Genomic DNA, 25,204 nt, shown 5'->3' with positions numbered 1-25,204 from the left:
AAGCCCGTGAAGAATGAAAGAGAGAATTTTGCCAAGCGCCGGGAGACCGCATTAGAAGCCAAGAAGCAGCTCCTTGAGCGGGTGAAATCTGCCCCCAAGCCCGATCAGGCCGAGCTCGATCGCAAGCGTGCGGAAAAGGAAGCCGCCGCAGTGGCCCGTGAGGCCCGGGAGGCCGAAAAGCTGCGCCTCAAGCTGGCCGAAGCGGAGCGCAAAGCGGCTGAACAGGCAGCTGCCGCCCAATCCCAAGCCGAAGCGAGCCTGAATACCGAGGCTGACGCGGCCGCGACTGCGGCGGCGAAGGAAGCCGAAGCGGCTGAACGCAAAGCTGAGCGGGATCGGCGTTATGCTGCGCGCAAGGCCCGCCAGCGGTAAGTCGCTAGGGGGCAATTGGGTGGGGCCCACGTGATGGGACCAGCCCGGCAACCCTGTCCTCGGTGGGCCCAAGCCATGCCGGATCGAGGATGCGCTGCGCGCATCCTCGCGGCCGCTGCAGGTGGCAGATGTGAAATATTGCCACAAACTAGCCGTTGCAATCGCACCATTGCTGATTGGTGATTAACTCAAAGCGCCGCGGTCATCTTAGAGGTCCGTTGTGGCGCCGTGCTTGAGACAAGATATCCCTGAGGAGTTCGGCGAGCCGCCGGTGGTTCGACGGCAAGGATATCACCCATGCTCTCGCTGGTTCTTCCTGTCCGCAACTGGCCCACCGAACGGATAGAGGCCTGCATCGACAGCTTTGCCGCGCTTGATGCGCCCTTTTTGACCGAAATTTTGGTGATCGATTTCGGCTCGGATGAGCCGATTGTTCTCCGGGACGACATCGCGCCGCTAGCCAGCGTGGTTCGGCTCGAGGCCGCGGTGTGGAGTTGTGGCGAAGCCATCAATGCCGGCGTTCTGCTCGCGGTCAACGACGTGATCGCCAAGGCGGATTCCGACATGCTGATCTCGGCGAGCAGCAAGGGGGAACTCGAGCGCCTGGTCATCGAAGCTGCCGCGGGGCGGCTGGGGGTCGGTATCGCCCAGGCGACCGACTTGCACCAAAGCTATTCCGTCAGCGATGCCTTGGCACTGGTACTCGAGGGCAGACGCCCGAACGGCCGCTTGCGCGCCAAATGGGGGCAGGGTGGCCTCGTCGTCTTCTCCCGTTCCACCTGGCAGGAGATCGGCGGCGTCGATTCCCGCTTCACGGGCTGGGGCAATGAGGACAACGATTTCGCCGAACGAGTGCGCCGTTCCGGCCGCACCCTGCACTGGGCCGATCCACAAGCGCTGCAAATCTTCCACGTCTGGCACGCACCCTCGACGGGCATGAACGGCATCCTCAAGCTGCGTCAAACCAACCAGAAAATCGCTCATACCGATAAGAGCGTGCTGCGCTCGATGCTGTTTCCCCATTCCAACTTCGCCGAACTCGCGGCTCCAGAGGTCCTCAAGGGCAGTACGCCTTTGGTGACTCTCGGTATCGCCACCACCGAGCGCCCCAACCATTTGCGCATGATCCGGGAAGCCATCGACAGCTTCCGCGGCCAGATCGACGAAGACTTCGAAATCCTCGTGATCGACAATGGCTCCAGTCCAGAGGCAGTGGAGGAACTGCGCAGGTCCTTGGACAAGATCGCTTGGGCCGGGGGGCTACTTCGCCTCGAATCCACGGAGATCGCCTCGATTCCCGGCGCGCGCAACCTCATCACCCAAGGCGCCCGCGGCCGTTATATTTGCGTTGTCGATGATGACGACATTGCCCTGCCCAACCGCCTGGGCGATCACCTGCGCAATTTCGAGCGCAATGGGCAACTCCATGGCTCGCACGGGGGCTGGATCGACTTCGACGAGAGCACGGGCGTGATCGAGCGCAACAGCGGCAAGCAGCGTACTGCGGCGACCTTGTTGCGGGGCACCGGCAAGATCACCGCCCATCCCGCCAGCTTCTATCGCCGGGATGTGCTGCAGGCGCTTCCCTATGACGAGGCTTTCTCTTTGGGCTCCGATCTCGATCTTGCCCTGCGCATGGCGGTGATGGGCTTTGAGATCGGCCATACCGGCAGCTTCGTGACCCTGCGGCGTTATCATTCAAGCAACGTCACGATAACGGGCACGGCGCGGCAAGCATCAAATGGGCAAACTGCGCGCACGAGGGTGAAAAATACTTACGGCTGGAACAAAAATGAAGGTCTGGCGCAGAAAGCCAAAGAAAGCGACAACGAAGTTTACTGTCGCAACCAGCTGTCGATCGATACTCTGGCCGAGCTGATTCCAGGCTATGTCGGGCAGTGGCAAATCTACGTCCCGATCTCTGCCTTCACCGGTGAGGGCGCAACCGCCGCGGCGACGCTTGGCCCAGCCGGAGCTTCGGCAAAGGCCGTGCCGGACGCTGCGGGTGGGGCCGGGGAGGATCAGCCGTCCAGTGGGCGCTTCAAGGTCAATGGCGGCTTGCTTGAAGCGGTCTTTGCCGTGTCTGCGGGTGATCTGTGTACCAGACGAGCGGGCCTTAACCAGCCCATCTACTTTCGCTCAGCACCGGTGCGGGGGCTTAAACGAGCGAGAAAGCTCAAGGGCGAGATGGAGACGTTACTGCATCTTCCCTGCCGTCTTACTTCCGTTCGGCAAGGGGAGCTGGACCGTGAGGTCCCCTTCAACTGGAAGGACCTGGCGGTCAAGGCGGGCGAGCGAGTGCTCAGGTCCGAAGAGTTCAACGATCTTTCCACCCTCATGGCCTGCCTCAATATGGTGAATGGGCGCTCGGCGATGGGGCAAACCCTGCGGATCGTTTCCGACTACAACGAGCGGGGGCAAGTCTACTGCCTCGTTTCGCCGCCGATCAAAGGCTATGATGAAATCCGCCAGTTCAAGTTCGGCCTTGAGCAGCAAACCGGCCTCCTTTTCCATCAGATTGCCTCCAACGGGGAACTCAGCGAGCTTACGCTTGGGTCCAAGGGGCACTGATCATGAAGTTCGAGGCCAGCTACGATCCCGTTCTCGGTGAAACCCGCGTGGAGCTTGCGAGCAACTGCTATACTGATGCTTTGCCTATGTTGCCGGTGATCATCTTTCGGCAGCAGGACATTGACCTCAAATCCCAGAGCCTACCTCTGGCGGTAGCAATATTAACGGCACGCTATTGCGGTGAAGTCTTCGAGTTTGCTGGCACAAAGATCGGTGTGGACTATGCGGACGCGATCCGGATGGTGTTGCGCGAGGGGGCCAACATCAACAATGTGGATGGTCATTTCCGCACCATATCCACCGGAGAGGTCGATGTTGTTTGCGAGAAGGCTCGGGGCGACCGGGGCACGCCCGTCGTGCCGCGCTTACCCGACACGGTTCCTTTGACGCGGCTGGACTGGTCGGGCGATTTCGTTTTCCCTGAAACCCGCAGCTCTGCGCTGCATGCCTTTGGCCAAGTCCATACCAATGCAGAGTTTTTCGCCGACCAGACCCGGGTATCGATAGCGCTCGGCCTGCTGTACGGCCGTGACCGGGTCCGCAATCTTTACGTGGAAGGACCGGCCGAGGATGGTGTTGGCGAGCTCGGTGGGATTAGGGCAGCGCTTGCAACAGTGGCAGTGGACTTGTGCCTGCTGGACCTTGCTTGAGTGTCCCAAAATGGCACACTCAGGTCTATTTACTGCAAAACGCGCGCAAAATCATACTGCGTGAAAAGGAGAAGCGCCGAGAGGCGACAGTCCAAATCGCGTTTGCGTGTCTAAGATTGTTACGAAACAACTAACGGGCGGGCCACTACTGCGGGCGTATCTTTGAACCAAGCTCGGGGCGGCACATTGAGTTCGGGACTTCAAAGGAGCCTGAAATGAAACGATCTGATCTTCGGAAACTGACCATCGCCATCGCGTCGGCGACGATGATGGCCAGCGTTGCCGCGCCTGCGATTGCCTATGACGTGGAGCCAGGGCTGTATCTGCAGGCGGTGCAAAATTTTGTCGAGGCCGGAGACGACCAGGATGCACTGAGGCTATTGGTGCGGCTGCAGGCCATTGGCGTGACCGACATTGCCTTCAACGGGCAGATTGTCAGCGTTGAAGACTTGGCTGCATTGATCGTGGAAGGATCATTCCGGTCCCGCGAAGTTTTCCGGGAAATCGTCCGGAGCGTTCTGCTTGGCGGGGGCGCCAGTTTCGTGGCCGGAACCACCGTGGTCGCGGCCGTTGACTCCGATCAGTTCAATGGATTTCCGATTGGGTCGACCGGCTGAATTACTGGCGTTTACTTGCTAATACTGGCGCGGGATAGCAGTGGAAGCGTGTGACGAGCGCCCCTGTTTCCGCGCCTTTTGCCGTCGTGCTGGGCCCGTTCCGCCTTTTAGCCACAAAGATGAACGGGTTCTGAACGGGTCCTGAATGGAGGTAGCGGCTGCTTGGATCAGCCAAGTGCGACTAAAGTCGTATATGCGGCTGGGCGTGCAGTTGATCGGATCACCGGCAAGGTCGGGGATGTGCACCGGCCCAAGCGTGGTTTGCCCAGTTCTTGAGTTTGTCGCGGCTGAACTCTGACCTACAGCCTGTGTCCGCTTCGGCCAGCATGGCCCGATTGCTGGAACAATTGCGCCATCGCTGGCGCCTGCTGCGCTTGGTCGAGGCGGGGCTTTATGCGCTGGCATTCGGCATTGCCGTATTTACCTGTTCTGCCTGGACGCTGGCTGCCGGCAATCCTGGTGCCGCAATCGGGCTGGGGCTGGGTGCGGGGCTGCTGGGTTTTGCCATTCTTGCCGCCATGATCACCGCGAAGGCGCCCGCGCCAGTGCGGTTGGCGATGGTAACCGATGATCGCTATGCGCTGGCCGAAAAGCTCGCCAGTGCGCTTGAAGTGGTGCCCGGGCCACAAGCCGGACCAGTGCGTGAGGCCTTGTTGCTCGATGCCGGGCAGGCGGCCGAGCGGGCCGACCCGGCGCAAGTGGCCCCGTGGTTCACGAAACGGATGGGTTGGGCCATGGCAGCGCCGCTGCTCGCCGTGACCTTGGCCATTGCCGCCCACTGGGTCGGTGCCGTGCCGGTGGCAGGGGACAGCGAGCGGTTGAGCGTTCCGGCGCAAGCCCAGGTGAGTGGCAGCGACATTGCCGCCGCCGCCGAGTTGATCGCGGCCGATGCCGAACGGCGCGACGATCCCGAACTGGCCGCGGTCGCTGCGGAGATGCAGGCCCTTGCTGATGGGCTCGACGAGGCCGGGCCCGACGCGGCCGAGATCGGTGAACTCGCCAAGCAGTTGGACCGGGCCGGCAATCGTTATGGCAATCCGCTCCATGATTGGCCGCCCTTTGAGGGCGACCAAACCGGCTTGGCTGACCGCATCGCAGCCGCCCGCTCTGCCGGCGCCGACAACAATGCCGGCAATCCCGGCCCGGGCGCGGGCGGCAATGGCGGCGCAGGGCAGCCTGGGGGCGAAACCGCGGCGCCCGAGGGCGATGTGGCGCAGGTCAAGCCCAGTACGCTGCCGGCATCAGGAGACGAAGGCGAGGGTCTCGGCATTGCCCCGCCATCCAACCAGCAGCAAAGCTCGGGCATGGGCGAGGAGGAGGGCTTTGATGACAGTGCTCCCCAGCCCTCGGCCGAGGGCGCTGCAGAGGGGGCGGGGGAAGCCGAAAGCAACATGGCCGGCACCGGTGAGGGTCCGGCTGCCAATGCCTCGGCGCCAAGCCTGCCGCCGCCGGCCGGGTTTGCCGAAAGCCAGACGCTGGCCGCGCGAACAACCATTGATGCCGAACGGGTGCGCAGCAGCGAAACCACCGAGGCACGCCAAAGCCGGGTCAACGACACTGTCGCGCAGCGGCAATGGCCGCGCCAGGACGCCATGCCCGTGGTGCGGCAAGCCGTTCCCCCAAGCGCCGCGCCGGCCGTGAAGCGCTTGTTCAGCCGCGACGAGCAGATCGCGCCATGAGTTTGCTGGCCCCATTCATGTTGGGTCTGCTGGCATTGGGTATCCTGATCGCGCTGTTGCATGTGCGCCGCCGTCGTCCGGTGACGGTGCCGGGACTGATGATCTGGAAGCAGATCGACATGGCGCCGACCGGCATGCGGGCGCTGTGGCAATGGCCGCGCCCAAGCCTCCTGCTGCTGCTGCAATTGCTGGCACTGGTGCTGATCGTGCTGGCGCTCAGCCAGCCATTCTGGGGCGCCAACCGCGAGATCAGGCATTGGATCTATGTGCTCGACAATTCCGCCAGCATGGGCGCGAGCAACGGCACTGCAACGCGCCGCGAGGAGGCCGAAGCGCTGGTCCGCGCGCATGCCGAGGGGGATGGCGACCTGGCGCGCTATTCGCTGATCATTGCCGGCAACAGCGCCCGCCCCGAACTGGCGCGGCAGGCCATGTTGCCCGACCTCCTCGCCGATACCCTGGCGCGGGTTGGGCCCGAGGACGGCGCGGCGGATTGGCCCGGCGCGCGCGCCCTGGTGGAAACACTTCATCGCCCCGACGAGATCACCCAGGTGATCGTGGTGTCCGATGCGCCGCCCGCCGATTTCCTGGTCCCCAACGACAGCTTGCGGCTGGCCCTGGTGCCGGTCGGAGCGCCTGCGGCCAATGCCGGTGTGCGGGCGGCGCTGGTCCCACCGTCGGGCGGGCAGGAGGACTGGAGCCTTGCCGGTGAAGTGACCTTCTCTGATCGCATGGCCGGAACGGTCGTCAGCGTCGAGTTCCAGCCGCAGGGTGGCGAGCGGCAAACCCTTTTGAGTTTCGAGCAGGGCGCGGCGGGGGCGTTTACCCAGAGCCTGGCCGTGCCGGGCGCCGGCATTGTTTCGGTGCAACTGGCGCCGGATGCAGCGGGCTTCGACGATCGGGTGCATTTTGTGGTCAATGCTGCCCCCTCCGAGCGAGCCGTTCTGTATGTGGGACCGGGCGAGCAACCCTTGGCGCAGGCGCTCGCGGCGATCGATGGCGTCACGGTAACCGAAGCGGCGAGCCTGCCCGCTGATGCCGACCGTTTTGACCTGGTGTTGATCGATGGGGTGGCGGTCGAGGAAGCGCCCGCCACCAATCTGGTGTGGATCGGTGCGGCGCATCAGGCGGGGGAAATGACGAAGGCCCTGCCTGCCGCAGCGGTGACGGGCTGGCGCGATGATCACCCCCTGTCGCGCGCCATGGGGTGGCAAAGCCTCGTTTTCGCGGCGGCTTATCGCCAGCCGGCGCCGACCGATGCGGAAATCATCGCCTGGGCCGGGGACGCGCCGCTGGTGACGCTGGCCCGGCGGCCCGAAGGCTATGACCTCCGGCTGGGCTTTGATCCGGCGGCGAGCAGCTGGGCCGGCCAGCCGGCGCTGGCGGTTCTCGCGGTCAATCTGATGGAACTGCTCGGGCCGCTGCCGGGAGCCGTGGTGGAGCCGCATTGCGAGATTGGGGTGACGTGCCCGCTCGATGTGCGCCTCGCCGGGGGAACAATGCGGCGGCTAGACGAGGGAACGGGCGCGGCCACTGCGCTGGCGGAGGCTTTTGTGCCGGACCGGGCGGGGCTGTATCAGCTGGAGCGGGAGGGTCGGAGCGCCCTTGTGGCGGTGCCCCCGCCTTTGGGCGCCGAAAGCCTGATCGCCACCGCTGGCGCAGCCACTGCCGTGCCGGGTCGCCCCGTGGTGCTGTGGCCCTGGCTGATCGGCGCGGCCCTGGCCGTGTTGCTGATCGAGGCGGTTCTGGCGGGGCGCGGCGAGGAGCGCTTTGCCACCCGGGAGCTCTTGAGCCGCGGCGCGACCGGCCGGCGCCGCCGTCTCGTACTGGGCATGCGCCTGCTGACGCTGGCCCTCGCGCTCGGGGCCTGGTTCAACCTGCCGCTCTGGATCTATCGAGCCGACCAAGCTGTGATGGCCATTGTCGGCCCGGAAGCCGCACCGGTGGCTGGGGCCGAAACTCTCGTGCTGGCCGAGCAGCCGCGACTATCGAGCGGGGAGATGCCGCCAAGGGGAGGCTTTAGCGGCTCCGGGACCGCAGCGCTGCAACTGGCGGCGGCACTGTTGCCGCCGGACCGGCCGGGTGGAATCGTGCTGGGCGCGGATGTGGGGCCTGAACCGGGCCGCGCAGCGGGTCTGCTGGAGCGCGGCATCCCCATTGATGCAGTGGCGGGAGGGGAAAGCCGGCAAGGCGATCTTGCGGTCAGTTTGCGTGCACCCGCGCCGGTTTTTGCCGGCGACCGGATCGAGCTTGTGGGGCTGGTGCAGGCGCCGGCACCGGCTGAGGCCGAGATCGTGGTCAGAGATAACGGGGGCGAGATCTGGCGGGACAATGTTGCCCTCACCACCGGGAGCAACCGCGTCACCGTGCCGGTTTCGGTGCGGGCGGCGGGGTTGACGCCCTATCAGATGGAGGTTGTAGCGGCAGGTGACCCCGAGCCGCGCAACAATGTGGCGGGCACCGTTGTTTCGGCGCTGCCGCCCGGGCGAATTGCCGTGCTGGCGGGGCAAGCAGGGCAGGGCGCCGCGTTTGCTGCCATGCTCGCGGACCAGGGCTTTGACGCCGAACTCGTGCCGGCCGCGGAGGCGCCCGAAACGCTGGATGGCTGGCTCGATTATGCCGGGATTGTCCTCATGAACCTGCCGGCGATCCACTTGACCATCGCCCGGCAGGAACTGATCCAGACCGCGGTTGCCGATCATGGGCGAGGGCTGCTGATCCTGGGCGGGCCCAACAGCTTTGGGCCGGGCGGCTATCTGGAAACCCCGCTCGATGCGATCTCGCCGATTTCCGCGCGGGTGCCGCGCGACAAGCCGGGCGTCGCCATGGTGTTCGTGCTCGACCGCTCCAGCAGCATGAAGCAGCCGGTGGGGCCGGTGACCCGGCTCGATGTCGCCAAGCAAGCCACGCTGGCGGCAATCGAGCTGCTGAGCCCGGAAAGCCAGGTGGCGGTGGTGACCTTTGACTCGGGCGCCCGCCTGACCGTGCCGATGACCGCTGTAACGGACAAGGAGTTCATCGCCCGCTCGGTCAATCAGGTGAGCTTGGGGGGCGGCACGGCGCTGTATCGCGGGCTGGTCACCGCTTACCAGCAATTGCGCGATGTGACCGCTTCGGCCCGCCACATCGTGGTGATGACCGACGGGGAAAGCCAGCCGGCCGATTACGATACGCTGATGGAGGCGATTGGGGAGGCCGATATTACCGTTTCTTCGGTGGCGATCGGCGCGGGCTCGGAGCGCGAGCTGATCGAAATGCTGGCGCGCGAAGGGGGCGGGCTGTTCCACGCCACAACCGATTTTGCCGCGCTCCCCTCCATCCTGTCGCAGGAAGCCATGTTGCTGGCCGGCGAGCCGCTCGAGGAACGGCCGGCACAACCCTATTGGCTAGACCGGGACGCGCAGTTCCTCCTGGGGATGGACGAGGACTTCCCGCCCATCGAAGGCTTTGTGCTGGCCACGCCCAAGCCGGAGGCAACAACCCACGCGATGGTTGAGGATCAATTCGGCGAGCCGGTGCCGCTGCTGGCCTCCTGGCAATATGGCGCCGGGCAGGTGCTGGCCATGACCACCGATGCGGCGGGCGACTGGACCCGGACCTGGCAAGGAAGCAGTGACTATCCCCGCCTCTTCACCCAGGCGCTGCGCAGCTTTTTGCCCGCTACCGAGCCCCCGGGGCTGCGCTTGAGCGCAAGCCGGCAGGGCGATGTAGTGCATTTGCGGCTGACTGAGGCGGGCAATGCAGCAGAGCCGGTGCTTGAAGCTGTGGCGCCCGATGGCGGCAGAACCGTGGTGCCATTGCACCGCGCCGGGGAAGGTTTGTTCGGCGGCAGTTTCGTGGCCAGCGGGCCCGGCGCCTACCAGTTTGTCGCCCATGCCGCGGAGGCGGAGGCACAAACCGCGGTTTATCTCGATTATCCCGCCCGACTCGATCCGCTGCGGCGCCCCGACGGCGCGGCGGCGCTGGTTGCCGCGACAGGCGGGCGGCACTACGCTGCTGGCGCGGCGCTCGAATTGCCCCCGGCTGGGCGCTGGTCGCTCGATCCGGCCGGGCCGCTTTGGCTGGGGCTGGCGCTCCTCGTGTTCATTGCGGACCTGGTGGTTCGCTATTCCGATCTTTTCACCCGTCTGGTCCGCCCCCGGCGGGCTGCCGCAGAGGAGCCGATATGACAGTTCTTTCCCCCACGCGCCCCGCTCCGATGCCGGCCGACCGCGACGGGCTCGACGCGCTGCTGGCGGCGCTGCGGGCGGCGCGCAGCGAGATCGGTCATTCCGTGCTGGGCCAGGAAGCAATTGTCGAGCAATTGCTGATCGGGCTCATCGCGGGCGGGCATGTGCTGCTGGAAGGCCCGCCCGGCGCGGGCAAGACGCTGCTGGTCAAGACGCTGGCCGAGGTCACGGGTCTGAGTTTTTCGCGGGTGCAGTTCACGCCCGACCTGATGCCGGCCGATATCACGGGATCGCTGGTGCTGACGCCCGAAGCGGACGGGCGCAATGTGCTCAAATTCCAGCCGGGGCCGATCTTTACCCAGCTGCTGCTGGCCGACGAAATCAACCGCGCCACCCCGCGCACCCAATCGGCGCTGCTCGAAGCCATGCAGGAGCGCACGGTCAGCGCCGCGGGCACCAGCATGGCCTTGCCGCAGCCCTTTTGCGTGCTGGCAACGCAGAACCCGATTGAAATGGAAGGCACCTATGCGCTGCCCGAAGCGCAGATCGACCGCTTCATGTTCCGCATCGATGTGGGCTATCCCAGCGCCGAAACGCTGGCCGCGATTTTGCAGGCCACCACGGGCGCCGAGCAGCCGGTGGCGCGACAGGTGCTGACCCCCGAGCAGATCCTGGCGCTGCAGGCAAGTGTGCGCACCGTGCCCATTGCCGAACATGTGCGCCGGTCGGTGGCGCTGTTTGCGCTGGCGACCCAGCCTTCGGCGCCGGGGGCAAGCGCCGAAGTGCAGCGCTTTATCCGCTTTGGGCTGAGCCCGCGCGGCGCGCAGGCGCTGGTGCTGGCGGCCAAGGCGCATGCCTTGCTGGCAGGGCGCTTCAACGTGGCCTTTGATGATCTGCGCGCCGTGCTGCTGCCAGCGCTACGGCACCGGGTGCAACTCAATTTCGAAGGGAGTGCCGAGAACGTGTCGCTGGAGGCGCTGGTGGGCAAGCTTTTTGAGCAAAGCGTGCGGGCGGTCGCGTGAGACCCGATTCGCGCCTGCTCGAGCAATTGGTGGTGGCGCGCTACCGGCTCAACCGGGCGCAGGCTTCGGTGGGAGTGGGTGAGCGGCGCTCGCAGAACAAGGGCGCGGGGATGGAATTTGCCGCCCATCGGCCCTACCGGGAGGGCGACGATGTGCGCAAACTCGATCCGCGGCTGCTGGCGCGACTGGGCCAGCCCTTTGTGCGCGAATATTTCGTGGACCGGCAATTGCCGGTTTATGTGCTGCTCGATGGCTCGGCCTCCATGCTCACGGGCGAGCCGCAGAAATACCGATTCGGCGCTGTTCTGGCGCAAGTCCTGGGCTTCATCGCGCTGGCTTCGGGCGACCGGGTGCAACTGGGCGTGACTGGCGGCAAACGGGTGGATTGGTCGCCCCAGTTGCAGGGGCAGAGCCGGGCCGAAATGCTGTTTGACTGGCTCGGCAAACGCCCCACCGGCGGGCGCACGCCCTTTTCCCAAGCGCTGGCACAGGCGCGCAGCGAGATGAAGCCGCGCGCCATGGTGGTGCTGGTGGGCGATTTCATGGATGAGGGGGTGGACGCCCAGTTCAAGCTGTTGGCGGGGGCGCGGCACGACATCGTGGCCATCCACCTCGCTTCGCCCCAGGAGATCGACCCAGCAGCGCTGGGCAGCGGGCCGGTGCGGCTCAGCGATGCCGAAACCGGGGAAGCGCTCGACTTGTCGCTCAATCCCGCAGTGCTGGAGCGCTATCGCGCTGCATTCGCGCAGTGGCGGAGCCGGCTGGAACAGACCATTTCACGCGGAGGGGCGGGGCAGTACTTCTTTCTCCCCACAAGCGGGGACATTAATTCCTTTGTTGGCCTTGAACTACGGCGAAGATACGTAATTTCCTGAAAGTACGGCTTGCCAGCTTTAAAATCCCCAAGTTTGATGGGGGAATGAGAAGTTCCTTTGGTTCGGCGAATACGGGCTTGTTATCCCTCTTCCACTCTGCCCGGCCGGATCTTGGGGCTTGGTTAAGGTAGGGAGAATAAAGACTGTGAATTTCATCAGTACAAAGTTTGTATCGGCGGCCGCGCTGGCCGCAGCGATGTTGGCGAGCGGCGCCAGCTTTGCGCAGGAGGCAGCACCAGAAGCTGCCGCTCCCATCGATACCGCAGCCTATGGCGAGGCTGTTGACTCCATCCTGGCCGACCCCAAGTTCGATGCTGCCGTGCAGTATCTCGACGCCAATTACGACCAGATGATCACCGAATTCGAAGAGCTGACCGAGATTCCTTCCGGCCCGTTCATGGAAGAAGCCATTTCCGCCCGCTATGCCGAACTGCTTGAAGCGTCGGGCCTGACCGAGGTCAAGGTCGACGAAGAAGGCAATGCCATCGGCGTGTGGAAGGGCACCGAAAGCGACGGCAAGTTCCTCGTCGTCTCGGCGCACCTTGATACCGTGTTCCCCGAAGGCACCGATGTCACCATCGAGTGGAAGGGCACCGAAGCCCATGCCCCCGGCGTGCGTGACGACAAGATGAGCACAGCCATTATCCTGGCCTATGCCCGCGCCATGAAGGATGCCGGGATCCAGACCAAGGACGATATCCTGTTTGTCGGCACCGTGGGCGAAGAAGGCCCGGGCGACCTGCGCGGCGTGCGCTACCTCTTCAACGAGGGCGAATATGCCGACAAGATCAAGGGCTTCTTTTCGGTTGAAGGCGGCTCGGCCGGCAGCGCCACCGTGGGTGGTACGGGCTCGGTGCGCTATCGCGTGCACTTCAAGGGCCCCGGCGGCCACAGCTTTGGTGCCTTTGGCCTCGTCAACCCGGCCTATGCCCTGGCTGACTTCATGACCTCCTTCTCCCAGATCCAGGTTCCGACCGAGCCCAAGACCACGCACAGCGTCGGCATTCTTACTGGTGGTACTTCGGTCAACTCGATCCCCTTCAGCGTTTCCGCCGATATCGACATGCGCTCCAATGAGCCCGCCGAACTCGACAAGGTGCATGAGCGCATGAAGGTCATCGCCGAACAGGCTGCCGCCAATGAGAACGCCCGCCGTTCCGTGGCCGAAGGCCCGATCACGGTTGAACTCGAGCAGATCGGCCTGCGTCCTGCCGGCAAGACCGCCGAGGACACCGAGATCTTCCAGCTGACCAAGGCGGCCTTCGAAGCCACGATCGGTGACTTCAAGGGCGAAGGCTTTGGCTCCACCGACTCCAACATGCCCATGAGCCTGGGGATTCCTGCGCTCACCATTGGCGCCAATAGCGGCATTGGCGGGCGTGGCCATTCGCTCGACGAATGGCTGGAAACCGCCAAGGACAAGACCCTGCCCAACATGAAGGCCACTCTGGCTGTCGTGCTGGCCAATGCCGGCATGGCTGCAGAGTAAGTCCTAATCGCCCGCGGGCCCCGCCGGCGGGTTTTTTGCTCTTGTGGGAGGCGGTTTTGCACCGCCTCCCACCCGATTTCGAGGAGACAACTGCAATGATCACCCGTCGCGATTTTACCACCGGCCTTGTTGGCCTCGCTGCGCTGCCGCTCCTGACCCTGCCGAGCTTTGCCGCGCCGACCCGCATTCGCATGGGCTCGCTTTATGACTACGACAACGACATGGCCTTTTCCGACCGGGCGGAGGAACTGGCCGGCACCGAAGTCGAGATCCAGGGCTTCATGGCGCCCCATCTCAAGGTCGATTCCGACTTTTTCGTCCTGTCCAACCAGCCCGTTGAATCCTGCCCCTTCTGCGAAAGCGAGGATGACTGGATCGACACCATCATCTTCGTGGTGATGCGCGAACGCCAGGAAGCCATCAATCCGGGTACACTGATCTGGACCCGGGGCACTCTCGATATCGGCCCGGCAACCGATGAGGCCACCGGGTTTGTCAGCCGCGTGCGCCTGCTCAATGCCGATTTCTACGAGGCCTAGCACAGGCAAGGGCCGACGGGATGGGTCCGGCAGCAAGCGGGCAGACACATTGGCGCAAGCGTCAAGTTATTGCCCTGGCCTTGCTGGTCACCATTGGCACCGGACTCTGGTGGTTTGGCGCGCAACGGGACAATGCCCCGGCGCTCGCGCTCGGCGCGCCGCTGCCCCCCTTTACCCTCAAGCCCATCGACGGACTGGCGGGGTCGGGGTTTGACGCGGGCGCGCTGCAGGGCCAGGTCACGCTGCTCAATGCCTTTGCCAGCTGGTGCGTGCCCTGCCGGGCCGAGCATCCGCTGCTGGTGGAGCTTGCCGCCGGCGAGGGCGTGGTGCTCGCCGGCATGAACGTCACCGACCTGCCGGAAAACGCCACCGATTTTCTCGCCGAGCTCGGCAATCCCTATGCCCTGGCGGGCGCCGACACCGACAAGTTGGTGGCCAATCGGCTCGGCATGGTGGGGCTGCCCCATAGTTTCGTCATCGATCCGCAGGGCCGGCTATTGCTGAGCCATCCCGGACCGATCAGCCGCAAATTCGTCGATGAACAACTGCCCAGATTGCTGGCCCGGGCGGGTGTTCCCTGAAGCGTCACACGCTGAGCGCACCGGCCAGGCGCAGCAGCGATTGCCAACCTTTCGAGGATGGTGGCTCACCCGGGGGTGGGCGGAGGAGCACCTTGCTGCAATGATCATGCTGGACAATATTTCGGCGCGGTTTGCCGATCGCACCGGCGGGGAAATCGAGGCCCTGCAATCGGTGTCGCTACAGTTCGCGCCCGCCAGGTTCTACGCCATTATCGGCCCGTCCGGGTCGGGCAAGACCACGCTGCTGCACATCATCGCGGCGATCCTGCAGCCCAGCGGTGGGACGATCCGGGTGGGCGATCTGGCGCTGAACACGATGAGCGAAGGCAAGCGCGACGCCTGGCGGCGGCACAATTGCGGCCTGATCTTCCAGGATTTCCGGCTGATCGACGAATTGGGCCCGCTCGACAATGTGCTGGTGCCCGCCTGGTTCACCCATCTCAAGACGCCAGCGGCATTGCGCGAACGCGCCGAAGCCTTGCTGGCCCATTTCAACGTGCCGGTGCGCTCGGGCCCGGTGGCGGCCTTGTCGCGCGGCCAGCAACAGCGCGTCGCCATGGCGCGCGCCTTGTTGCTCGAGCCCGGCATTGTGCTGGCCGACGAGCCGACCGCGAGCGTCGACAAGGCCAATGCCGAACTCATCATCGAGGAACTGCATCGCCTGGCCCGCCAGGGCAAAACCGTGATCTGCGTCAGCCATGACGAGCGGGTGGCGCGACGCGCCGATCAGGTGTTCGAGATCGAGGATGGCCAGTTGCTGGCTGGACCGCGGGCTTATCCCGCCGCCCATAGCGTCGAGGTGCAGCTATGAACCCCTGGCCCATCGTTCTGGCCGCGCTGCTGCGCTATCGCATGACGGTGCTGGCTTTTATCGTGTTGATCGTGGCGGGCACCGCGCTTTCGGTGGCCATCGTGTCCCAGGAGCGGGCGCTGAAATCAGGCAGCGCCCAGGCGGCGGAAAAATTCGATGTGGTGGTTGCCCCGGTCAGCAGCCGCACCGATGCGCTGCTGACCTCGGTTTACCTGCAGCCCGGTTCCTCCCGGCTGCTGTCCCCCGAAATGACCGCGCGGGTGCTCAATGACGAGCGCGCCGCCTTCACTTCGCCGCTGGCCTTCGGCGACAGCTATCAGCGCGCCCCGCTGGTGGGCGCGACGGCGCCGCTGGTTACTCATTTGTCCAACGACGCGCTGCTCGATGGGCGCGTGTTCGAGGCCATCAACGAAGCGGTGGTGGGGGCCTCGGTGCCGCTGCAAATCGGCACCAGCTTCACCCCCGCCCATGGCACCCACGAGGGGGCCGATCTCGACCATGCCGAAGGCCATGATGTCGAGATCACGGTGGTGGGCCGGATGGCAGCGACCGGCTCGCCCTGGGACCGCGCCATCGTCGTGCCGGTGGAACTGGTGTGGGACCTGCATGGCCTGCTGCACAGCGAGGGGGAAGAAGTCGGGGGAGCAACCGCCGAAGCCGACCACGAGGGGCACGACCATGCCCATGAAGAGCATGGCCACGAGCACAACGAGCACGCCATTGGCGGGCCGTATCTTGCAGGGGAAACGCCGGGCGTGCCCGCCGCGGTGCTCAAGGCCGCTTCGGTCGCCGACGCTTACCGGCTGCGCCAGGAATACAACACCGACGAGTCCATGGCGTTTTTTCCCGCGGAAGTGCTGATCCAACTCTACCAGACGCTGGGCGATGTGCGCGAACTGATGACGCTGATGGCCCTGGTCACCCAAGCGTTGGTGATGCTCTCGATCGTGGCGAGCGTGTTGATCCTGTTCCGCCTGCTGATGCCACAATTTGTGACACTGCGGGCCATCGGGGCGCCAAAACTTTATATCTTCGCCATCGCCTGGGGCTTCATTGCCGTGCTGTTTACCGTCGGCGTCAGCCTGGGGCTGGGCTTTGGCTATCTGCTGTCGCTGGGGCTGAGTGCGATCATCGAGCAGCAGATCGGCATTGCCCTGCGCCCCTCGATCGGGCGCGACGAACTGCTGCTGGCCGGGGCGATCTGGGTGCTGGGACTGGTGATTGCCCTGTTGCCGGCCTGGCACTTGCAAAGGCGGCCATTGGCGCAGGCGATGAAAGCCTATTGAAACGGCGGGAGGGGCGGGTGGGCTTGCCTGCCCCCCTCGGGCACGCTAGCACCGCCGGTGCGACCCCAAGATAACCAATCCGGCCACGGCCGGCGGAGCCTTTCCATGTCTGACCTGCACCTGGCCAACAGCGACAATCCGGTGATCGACGAGCGCATCCGCGGCTTCCCGCCGGGCAACGCGCCCTTGCCGCTGGCCCAGATCGGGGCGCAGGGCTGGAAGCCGTTCGATGGCAAGATGGCGCTGCCGCTGATCTCGCTCGATCAAGCGGCGTTCGCGGGCAATGTCGCCCAGATGCTGGCTTATGTGAACGACCATGGCGTGGCCATCGCGCCCCATGCCAAGACGCCGATGTCGACCGCGCTCTCGGCGGCGCTGCTGGCGGCGGGGGCCTGGGGCTCGACCGTCGCCGATATTCGGCAAGCGGCGGTGCTGCTGGCGGCCGGTCAGCGCCGGCTGATCCTCGCCAATGAAGTGGGTGGTCCCGCGGCGGCGCGGCGCCTTGCGGCGATGCTGGCGGGCTACCCGGATGCGGAAATCCACGTGTTCGTCGATAGCCTGGCGCTGCTCGAGGCGCTTCGCGCCGCCTGGAGCGAGCGGGACGACCTGCCCGCGCTGGGGCTGCTGGTGGAGTTCGGCACCGGCCGGGCCGGGCTGCGCAGCGCCGATGGGGCGGGCACGATGCTCGACGCGATCCTTGCGGCGGAAACCGACACTTTCCGCCTGTCGGGCATTGCGACCTATGAAGGGGCGGCCGCGACCGCCGATGCCAACGAAACCTTACAGCGCATCGAGGCGCTGACGGCGATGACGGCGGCTTTCCTGCCGCTGGTGCGGGCGCGGGTGGGCGACAGCCGGCCGCTGATCGTGACCGCCGGCGGTTCGGTGTTTTTCGATCTGGTGGTCAAGGGGCTGGAAGCGGCGGTAGCGGCCGACCCAGATTGCCTCCTCGTGCTGCGCAGCGGCGCGATCTTTTTCCATGACCATGGCACCTATGAGCGCGGCATTGCCGGGCTCGATGCGCGTGAGGGTTTCCGCATTGGCGGCCAGGTGCGCTCGGCCTCGAGCGGGTTCAGGCCGGCGCTGCGGCTGTGGGCCGAAGTGCTGTCGCTGCCCGAGGCGGGGCTCGCGATCTGCGGCATGGGCCTGCGCGATGTGGCGATGGACCAGGGGCTGCCGCGCCCGCTCGCGCTGTATCGCGATGGCGCGCCGGCGCAGGTGGACCTGGGTGGTGCCTCGGTGCTGCGGCTTAACGACCAGCATGCGTTTGTGGCGCTGCCCGAAGGCGTGGTGCTGCAGCTGGGGGACGTGATCGAGTTCGGCATTTCCCATCCCTGCACCTGCATCGACCGGCACGCGATCATCTACAATCTCGCGCCCGACCACACGGTGACGGGGGCCTTCCTCACCAGTTTTGGCTGAGGCAGGCCAAACCGCTCACAGCTCGAACTGGATGGGGATGGTGAGGGTCATGCGGGACTGGGCGAGCTCGGCCGGGGGGGCGGGCACGGGCGAAGCGCGCTGGATCATGCTCATCACCGCTTCGTCGAGATCGGGATAGCCCGAAGAACGCGCGATGCGGGCCGAGAGCACATTGCCGCGCGGATCGATGGAAAATTCGAGCTGCACCAGCCCTTCTTCCCGCCGGTTCTGCGCGGCACGAGGATAGCGCTTGCGCTGGTTGAGATAGCTCACCAGCTGCGACTGCCAGCGCGCCGGCGACACGCTGGGTGTCGATGGGCGCGCGGCGGGCTGGGCGCTGGCGGCGGGCGCCGGCTTGGCGGCAGCACTGGCAGCGGGCGCAGCGGTGCGGGCCGGCGCGGTTTGGGCAGGCGGGCGCGGAGTGGTGGTCCGAGGGCGCTGGCGGCGCTCCAGCAGCCGGGCCGATTGCTGCACCGGCAACGGCGCCACCACGGCGGGCTCGGGTGCTTCCACGGACTCGGGAATGATCTCTTCCACCACGGGCTCGGGTTCGGGCAGCGGCTCTGGCTCCGGCACGGGCTCGGGCAGGGGCTCTGGCTCGGGCAAGGGCTCAGGCTCGGGTTCCGGCAGGGGCTCTGGTTCGGGCTCAGGAGACGGTGGCTCGATGGCCGGCTCGGGTGGCGTTTCCTCGATGATCGGTTCGGGTACGGGCGGCGGGGGCTCGACGGCTTCCTCGACCGGCTCTGGCGTGGGGGCGAGATCGGGCTCTTGTGACGGGAGTTCGGCCGGTGCGGTCTCGGGCGGGGCTGGCAGCGGCGCCAGTTCGAGCATGATGGCCTCGGGCGCGTTGCCCGCGAGCGCGAAATCTTCGGGCGGGCGGTTGAGGAGCCAATAGGCGCCGGCCCCTTGCGTGCCCAGGACGACAAGAAAGGCGCCGGCCCAAAGGAGGACGCCGCGCCAACCGGCGCGGCCGTCATCATCGATGGGGGTAGAACCGGCGGCTGCGGTCATGGCGCGGGTGCAGCGGCAGCGACCGGCGGGGCGGTTTCGAGCCCGACCAGCGCGATCTTGAGATAGCCGGCGGCGCGCAGCAGGTTCATGAGGCCCATGAGCTCGCCATAATCGACGCTCTGGTCGGCGCGCAGGAAAATGCGGGTTTCCCGATCACTCTGCGTCAGCGCGTCGAGCGCGGTGCCGAGCGTTTCGCGGTTCACCGGGTCGTTGCCCAACGACAGGCTCAGATCCTGCCGCAAGGTGACATAGACCGGCTCGTCGGGGCGTGGGGCCTGGGCGGCGCTCGAGGCGGGCAGATCGACATTGATGTCGACGGTAGCGAGGGGCGCCGCGACCATGAAGATGATCAGGAGGACAAGGATCACGTCGATAAACGGCGTGACGTTGATCTCGTGGGTTTCGGCGAGCTCGTCGCCTGAATTTTCGCGGATACCGCCGGCCATGCGGGCTTACTCCGCCGCTGCGGGGTGGAGCACCGCAGGATGGTGGCGCGCAACATAGCGATGGTCGAGATCGCTGCTGACGAGGCGCTCAACGGCCGCCGAAATATCGCCCAGCTGCTGGCGATAGCCGGTGATGGCGCGAGCAAAGATATTGTAGAAAATGACGGCGGGAATGGCGGCGACGAGCCCCATGGCGGTGGCGAGCAGGGCCTCGGCAATGCCGGGCGCCACGACGGCAAGGCTGCTCGATTGCGCCTGCGAAATGCCGATAAACGAATTCATGATGCCCCAGACGGTGCCGAAGAGGCCCACAAAGGGCGACACCGAACCGATGCTGGCCAAAACGCCAGTGCCAAGCATCAAGCGCCGGCCGGCGCCGATTTCGATGCGGTTGAGGCGCGAGGCAACCCGCTCCTTGATCCCGCTATTGGCGGCAAAATCGATGACCTGGTGGGCGCGCGCCACTTCCTGCTGGGCAGCCTGCACGAGGCGCACGCCGGCGCCGCGCCGGCCGGTGAGGGCCGTGGCTGCGTCGGCCAGCGTGGTGGAGGCCTGAACCGCGCGCAGGGTGCGGCGCAGCCGGGCCTTGGCGCCAACCAGTTCAAGGGTCTTGGCCAGCCAGACCGTCCAGGTGACGACGGACGCCAGGAGCAGGCCGATCATCACGCCTTTGACCACCCAGTCGGCAGCCATGAACATGCCCCAGGGGGAAAGGTCATGTGGCAGGTCGGCATTGACGCCAGCTTGGGGCTCTTCGGGCGCCAGCAGGTCGGCCGGAGCAGTGGCGGGAGGCGGCAGCGGCGTTGCGGCATCTGCAGCGGGCGCCGGCGCCGTCGGCACAGCAGCCGGTGCTGCGGGTGTGCTGGTCGTTGGCGCAACCGCTGCGGGCGGCGGGCTTGGGGGAGCTGCGTCCTGGGCGAGCGCCAAGCCGGCGCCGAGACACCATGCCATGGCCATGGCCAGTCCGAAGGGGGCTGCCGCAGTGCGCTTCATTGTTGACTCTCCTTGACCAGTTTTCGGCTTCTACGAAACATGATCATCACCGTCAACAATCTTACGCGGCTTGTCACAAGACGCTTTGCCAGTGCTGACAAGGAGATAGCAAAGACGGCCGTAGCCAAACAAAAAAGGGCGGCAAGCCCGTGCTCGCCGCCTTTGTTCTCGCCTGGAGGAAAAACTAGAGCGTGGCGTCGAGTGCCTTGATCAGGCCATCGACTTCGGCCGGGCTGTTGTAATGCGCCATCGACACGCGCACGACGCCGCTGCTGCCCATGAGGTCGAGATATTCAGCCAGCCGGCGGGCGTGGAAATCGCCAAAGCGCACGGCGATCTTGTAGGGGTCGATCCCTTTGGCGATCTCGCCGCTATCCTTGCCATCCACCACAAAGCTGATCGTGGGCACCCGGGCGCCGGCCACAGCATGGGTGCGCCCGATGATGCGGGTGTCGTTGCGCTCGCGCAGATAGCTAAGCAACTGCTCGCCGATGACGCGCTCATGCTCGACGATCTGACCGAATGCGGCCACCACCTTGGACCGGTCGTCGCCCGTGCTGTTCGACTTGCCACCGAGTTCCACGAGGTAATCGACGATCCCTGCCGCGCCGCAGCTGAGCTCGTAATTGACATTGCCCGGCTCGAGCTTGTGGGGGACTTTGTCCTTGCCATAGAAATAATGGTAGAGGCCGTCGAGCTCGAGCAGATGCTCATACTTGCCGTAGAGCACGGCATGGTGGGGTCCGAACACCTTGTAAAAGCTGAAGGCGTAGTAGTCGATGTCCCAGCCGGTGACATCGACCGCGCCATGGGGCGCATAGGCCACGGCGTCGACGCAAATGCGCGCGCCATGCTCATGGGTGATGCGGGCAATCTCGGCCACGGGATTGATCGTGCCCAAAAGGTTCGACACATGGGTGACGGCAACGAGCTTGGTGCGCGGCCCAAAGAGAGGCAGCAGGTCTTCGATCTCGAGCTCGAAGGTTTCGCGATTGACCTCCCAGGTGCGGATGACGACGCCCCGTTCCTTGAGGCTCATCCAGGGCCCGATATTGGACTCGTGGTCGGCATTGGTGACGATGATCTCGTCGCCGGCATTGAGCTGGCTGGCCATGGCGCGGGCCAGGTTCTGCAGCAAAACGGTGGTCGAGGGGCCCATGACGATTTCTTCGGGGCGGCTGGCATTGACCAGGGTCGCAATGGCGCGGCGGCTGGCTTCCACCGCTTCCTTGGCCTTGATCGAAACGTCATAGGACCCGCCGGTCTGCACATTGCGGGTCAGGAGGAAATCGGTGATCCGCTCCACTGAGCGCCCGAGGATCTGCGATCCACCGGCATTGTCGAAGAACGCCCATTCCTTGCCCACGGCCGGAAACTGGTTGCGAACGAAATCGAGATCTAGGCTCATCTATCAAGTCTCTGGTTGGGGCGGGTGGCGTTAGTGGGCCAGCACGGCCTTGAGAAAATCTTGCGTGCGTTGCTGCTTGGGGTGGTCGAACACTTCGGCTGGGGTGCCCGCTTCGATGATGCGCCCGCCTTCCATGACGATGACCCGGTCGGCGACCTGGCGGGCAAAGCCCATTTCGTGGGTGACGACGATCATGGTGACCCCGGTATGGGCGAGCCCACGCATCACATCGAGCACTTCGCCCACCATTTCGGGGTCGAGCGCGGAAGTGGGCTCGTCAAAGAGGAGCGCCTTGGGCTCCATGGCGAGCGCCCGGGCGATGGCGACGCGCTGCTGCTGGCCCCCCGAGAGCTGGCCAGGATATTTGTCGGCCTGCTCGGCAATCCCGACGCGCTTGAGGAGGGTGAGTGCGCGTTCGCTCGCGGTGGCTTCATCGAGCTTGCGGGTGCGCATCGGCGCCAGCATGACGTTGCGCTTGACCGTCAGATGCGGGAACAGATTGAACGACTGGAACACCATGCCCACATCGGCGCGCACCGCGGCCAGTTCCTTGCCGGCGCGCACCGGCACCCCGCCGACGCTGATCTCGCCGGGCCCGAACTGTTCGAGCAGGTTGACGCAGCGCACGAGAGTGGATTTGCCCGACCCGGACGGGCCGATGATGCACACGACCTCGCCCGCCGCGATATCGAGGCTGACATTGTCGAGCGCGAGGAACTTGTCATAGGACTTCGAGACGCCCTTGATCGAGATAAACGGCGCCATCAGCGTGTTCCTGCCTTGAAACGCTTTTCGAGCTGGGACACAGCCACGACCATGGGCCACAGGAGGGCCAGGTAGATGACCGCCGCGCCGATCAGCGGGGTGGGATTGGCGGCAAGCGCCTGGGCCTGGGTGGCTTGTTTGAGGAGGTCGGGCATGGCCACGACCGAAGCGAGCGCGGTGTCCTTGATCACATTGATGCAGTTATTGGTCAGTGGCGGAATGACGATGCGCACCGCCTGAGGCAGCACCACGTCGACCATGGTGTAGCGGTAGTTGAGCCCGAGCGCCTGGGAGGCTTCGAACTGCCCCTTGGGAATGGCCTCGATGCCGGCGCGAAAGATCTCGGCGGTATAAGCGCCCGACACCAAGGTCAGCGCCGTCCAGGCCGCCCAAAACGAGCTGAGGCGAATGCCGACAAAGGGCAGGGCGTAATAAACGAGGATCAAGAGGACCAGGATCGGGATCGAGCGAAAGATGTCGATATAGATCTTGGCAATCAGCGCCACCAAGCTCGGGCCATAAAGGCGCAACAGGGCGACAGCGAGCCCCAGGATCAGCCCGGCAATGATGCTGGCGGCGCCCAGCTGCACCGTAACCCAAAGCCCGGCCAGGAGCAGGGGCAGGCTGTCCACGAAGACGGACCAGTTGAAGAAGGTTTTGACGATATCCAACGGGCAACCCTAGCTAAGAAGAAGGGCGATGCGGCGCGAACCGCATCGCTTGAGAAGGGCTCGCCCGATCAGGGGGCCGCAGGCATGTCGAGGACGGCGACCGTCGAGGTGGTGTCCTCGGGGGCAGCGCCGAACCATTTTTCGTGCAGCTCGGCAATGAAGCCCTCGCCCTTGAGCGTGGTCAGCACCTCGTTGACTTCGCTAGCCAGCGGATCGTCCTTGTTGAACATCACCGAGTATTTCTCGCCGGTGACGATGCGCTCGACCACTTTGAACTCGGGCTTGTCCTTGGTGTAGTAAAGCAGCGCCGGAATATCGCTGACATAGCCATCGATGCGGCCTGCCTGCAGGTCGAGCATGGCGGGGGTCAGGCCCTCATAGCGGCTGATGCCGGCCAGCCCGAGCTTTTCGGTGTTCTCGGTGGCATAGATGTCGCCGGTCGAGGCGGTATCAACCCCGATGGTCTTGCCCTTGAGGTCGGCCGTGCCGGTGATGCCGGAAGCCGCGAGCACGGTCAGGGACTGGTCGCTGTCGTAATAGGGCTGGGCGAAGCTCACCGATTCCAGGCGCTTGTCGGTGATGGTGATCGAGGAGACCGCCATGTTGATGCGACCCGACTGCACGGCGGGGAACAGCCCGTTGAACGGGATGTTCTCAAAGGCAACGGTCTTGCCGAGGCGGTTGGCGACTTCGGTGATCAGGTCGATTTCAAAGCCGACAACGGTGCCGGAGGCATCCTGAAATTCCCACGGCACATTGCCGATATTGGCGCCAACCGTCAGGTCAGCCGCCTGGCTGGCTCCGGTCAGGCCGCCAAAGGCCAGGGTTGCGAGCAGTGTAGCGGAGGCGAGAAAACTCTTTAATCTCATCGTGTATCCCCTTCTAAGGCGCCGATGGCGCTGGCATGTGTTGCAGTCACGATCCACTAGTGTACGGCAGGCCATGCCCACTCGCATGCTGGTCTGGCCGGTCTGACCGGTCTAACTTGGCGTCGATTTTTGGGCAAGATTGAATCTGTGCTTATTCGGTGATCATTGCTGGTGACGGGGCCCGACCCGCGCGCTAACGGTTGATCCACCAGCGAGTGCCCAATAGGTTCGGGGGAGTATGGCTCGGTCAAATGTCACCAGCGCTGCGGCCCAAAAGCTGCAGGAGATGATCCAGACGGGTCAGTTGCAGCCCGATCAGCAACTGCCCTCGCAGCTGGAGCTGTCGCGCCAGCTCGGCATTTCGCGTGCCTCCCTGCGGGAAACCATCTCCATGCTCGAGACCCTGGGGTTTTTGCGCATCGAGCCCGGGCGGGGCACCTTTATTGCCAGCACGACCCCGAGCGGCAGCGGCCAACTCGCCCCCCGGGGTTTAAGTGGACGCCATGACAAGCAGGATATCTACCAGACCCGGCTTTATCTCGAGAGCCTCGTGGTCAATCTCGTCGCGCCGGGCATCACCCAGGCCACGGTGGCCCGCCTCAACGAGCATACGACGCTGATGTGCGCGGCCTGGGACCGCAATGACCTCGTGGGCGTGGTCGACCATGACCGCGATTTCCACCACGCGATCTGGGCGGCGTGCCCCAATAAATTGCTGCTCGACATGTGTATGAGCGCGGCCGACGAATTTGCCGCCACCCGCAGCTATCCGCTGCCGGCGACGCGCCCGCAGCGCTTTGCCGAATCCGCCAATGAACACTTCGCCCTTGTGGATGCGCTGGCGCGCCATGACGGCAACCGGGCCGCAGGCCTGATGCAGCGCCATATCCGCAATACCGCAGCCGCGGCGGACATCATGCTGACGCCTTTGCCGACCCCCGATCCCTCGAGCTAACTG

22 protein-coding genes are annotated in these 25,204 nt (G+C 65.1%); 15 read left to right on the top strand and 7 right to left on the bottom strand.

Annotated elements, in window-relative coordinates:
• Positions 1-6 precede the first annotated feature (6 nt).
• The 14 genes from AC3YOG_RS02005 (at position 7) to AC3YOG_RS01940 (ending at position 18,083) form a co-directional block, all read left to right on the top strand.
• Positions 7-372, top strand: coding sequence for a DUF6481 family protein (locus AC3YOG_RS02005; RefSeq protein WP_489934541.1), 366 nt, complete (start codon positions 7-9; stop codon positions 370-372).
• A 297-nt stretch (positions 373-669) separates the two neighbouring features.
• Positions 670-2,943, top strand: a complete 2,274-nt coding sequence (locus AC3YOG_RS02000) for a glycosyltransferase (protein ID WP_489933866.1) — start codon at positions 670-672, stop codon at positions 2,941-2,943.
• Positions 2,944-2,945: 2 nt separating this feature from the next.
• Positions 2,946-3,593 (top strand): hypothetical protein, encoded by a 648-nt coding sequence (locus AC3YOG_RS01995; RefSeq protein ID WP_489933865.1) that lies wholly within the window; start codon positions 2,946-2,948, stop codon positions 3,591-3,593.
• 215 nt (positions 3,594-3,808) lie between these two features.
• Positions 3,809-4,210 carry a hypothetical protein gene (locus AC3YOG_RS01990; protein ID WP_127751850.1) on the top strand — a complete coding sequence of 134 codons (402 nt, stop codon included), beginning with the start codon at positions 3,809-3,811 and terminating at the stop codon, positions 4,208-4,210.
• Between the two features lie 326 nt (positions 4,211-4,536).
• Positions 4,537-5,889, top strand: a complete 1,353-nt coding sequence (locus AC3YOG_RS01985) for a hypothetical protein (protein WP_489933864.1) — start codon at positions 4,537-4,539, stop codon at positions 5,887-5,889.
• On the top strand, positions 5,886-10,058 hold the full coding sequence (locus AC3YOG_RS01980) for a VWA domain-containing protein (RefSeq protein WP_489933863.1): 4,173 nt from the start codon (positions 5,886-5,888) through the stop codon (positions 10,056-10,058). Before AC3YOG_RS01985 ends, AC3YOG_RS01980 begins: the two co-directional genes overlap by 4 nt.
• Entirely contained in the window at positions 10,055-11,080 is a 1,026-nt protein-coding gene (locus AC3YOG_RS01975; protein ID WP_489933862.1) for an AAA family ATPase, read from the top strand. Before AC3YOG_RS01980 ends, AC3YOG_RS01975 begins: the two co-directional genes overlap by 4 nt.
• Positions 11,077-11,955 carry a DUF58 domain-containing protein gene (locus AC3YOG_RS01970; protein WP_489933861.1) on the top strand — a complete coding sequence of 293 codons (879 nt, stop codon included), beginning with the start codon at positions 11,077-11,079 and terminating at the stop codon, positions 11,953-11,955. Before AC3YOG_RS01975 ends, AC3YOG_RS01970 begins: the two co-directional genes overlap by 4 nt.
• Before the next feature lie 145 nt (positions 11,956-12,100).
• Entirely contained in the window at positions 12,101-13,444 is a 1,344-nt protein-coding gene (locus tag AC3YOG_RS01965) for a M20/M25/M40 family metallo-hydrolase (protein ID WP_489890988.1), read from the top strand.
• Between the two features lie 95 nt (positions 13,445-13,539).
• On the top strand, positions 13,540-13,983 hold the full coding sequence (locus AC3YOG_RS01960; RefSeq protein WP_127751854.1) for a hypothetical protein: 444 nt from the start codon (positions 13,540-13,542) through the stop codon (positions 13,981-13,983).
• Between the two features lie 20 nt (positions 13,984-14,003).
• Positions 14,004-14,564, top strand: coding sequence for a redoxin family protein (locus tag AC3YOG_RS01955; protein ID WP_489933860.1), 561 nt, complete (start codon positions 14,004-14,006; stop codon positions 14,562-14,564).
• Between the two features lie 100 nt (positions 14,565-14,664).
• Positions 14,665-15,375 carry an ABC transporter ATP-binding protein gene (locus tag AC3YOG_RS01950; protein WP_489933859.1) on the top strand — a complete coding sequence of 237 codons (711 nt, stop codon included), beginning with the start codon at positions 14,665-14,667 and terminating at the stop codon, positions 15,373-15,375.
• Positions 15,372-16,661, top strand: a complete 1,290-nt coding sequence (locus tag AC3YOG_RS01945; protein WP_489933858.1) for an FtsX-like permease family protein — start codon at positions 15,372-15,374, stop codon at positions 16,659-16,661. Before AC3YOG_RS01950 ends, AC3YOG_RS01945 begins: the two co-directional genes overlap by 4 nt.
• Before the next feature lie 105 nt (positions 16,662-16,766).
• Positions 16,767-18,083 carry an alanine racemase gene (locus AC3YOG_RS01940; RefSeq protein WP_489933857.1) on the top strand — a complete coding sequence of 439 codons (1,317 nt, stop codon included), beginning with the start codon at positions 16,767-16,769 and terminating at the stop codon, positions 18,081-18,083.
• A gap of 15 nt (positions 18,084-18,098) precedes the next feature.
• On the opposite strand, the gene AC3YOG_RS01935 is transcribed toward AC3YOG_RS01940, so the two are convergent.
• The 7 genes from AC3YOG_RS01935 to AC3YOG_RS01905 form a co-directional block, all read right to left on the bottom strand.
• A complete protein-coding gene (locus tag AC3YOG_RS01935) occupies positions 18,099-19,094 on the bottom strand; it encodes an energy transducer TonB family protein (RefSeq protein WP_489933856.1) in 996 nt (331 codons plus the stop codon).
• A complete protein-coding gene (gene exbD / locus AC3YOG_RS01930) occupies positions 19,091-19,540 on the bottom strand; it encodes a TonB system transport protein ExbD (protein ID WP_489933855.1) in 450 nt (149 codons plus the stop codon). Before exbD ends, AC3YOG_RS01935 begins: the two co-directional genes overlap by 4 nt.
• A 6-nt stretch (positions 19,541-19,546) precedes the next feature.
• Entirely contained in the window at positions 19,547-20,533 is a 987-nt protein-coding gene (gene exbB, locus AC3YOG_RS01925; protein WP_489933854.1) for a tonB-system energizer ExbB, read from the bottom strand.
• Positions 20,534-20,717: 184 nt separating this feature from the next.
• Positions 20,718-21,941, bottom strand: coding sequence for a cysteine desulfurase-like protein (locus tag AC3YOG_RS01920; protein WP_489933853.1), 1,224 nt, complete (start codon positions 21,939-21,941; stop codon positions 20,718-20,720).
• 30 nt (positions 21,942-21,971) lie between these two features.
• On the bottom strand, positions 21,972-22,706 hold the full coding sequence (locus AC3YOG_RS01915; protein ID WP_489890980.1) for an amino acid ABC transporter ATP-binding protein: 735 nt from the start codon (positions 22,704-22,706) through the stop codon (positions 21,972-21,974).
• Complete coding sequence (locus tag AC3YOG_RS01910) at positions 22,706-23,377, bottom strand: amino acid ABC transporter permease (protein WP_489933852.1); 672 nt, start codon at positions 23,375-23,377, stop codon at positions 22,706-22,708. Before AC3YOG_RS01910 ends, AC3YOG_RS01915 begins: the two co-directional genes overlap by 1 nt.
• Before the next feature lie 68 nt (positions 23,378-23,445).
• A complete protein-coding gene (locus AC3YOG_RS01905; RefSeq protein ID WP_489933851.1) occupies positions 23,446-24,246 on the bottom strand; it encodes a transporter substrate-binding domain-containing protein in 801 nt (266 codons plus the stop codon).
• A gap of 238 nt (positions 24,247-24,484) precedes the next feature.
• Between AC3YOG_RS01905 and AC3YOG_RS01900 the strand changes: the two genes are divergently transcribed.
• Positions 24,485-25,201 carry a FadR/GntR family transcriptional regulator gene (locus AC3YOG_RS01900; RefSeq protein WP_489933850.1) on the top strand — a complete coding sequence of 239 codons (717 nt, stop codon included), beginning with the start codon at positions 24,485-24,487 and terminating at the stop codon, positions 25,199-25,201.
• Positions 25,202-25,204: the final 3 nt, after the last annotated feature.

This window comes from Devosia sp. Z6_126, assembly GCF_058133495.1.
Note: the sequence above shows the minus strand (reverse complement) of the source record. Positions and strands in the feature narration are given on the sequence as shown.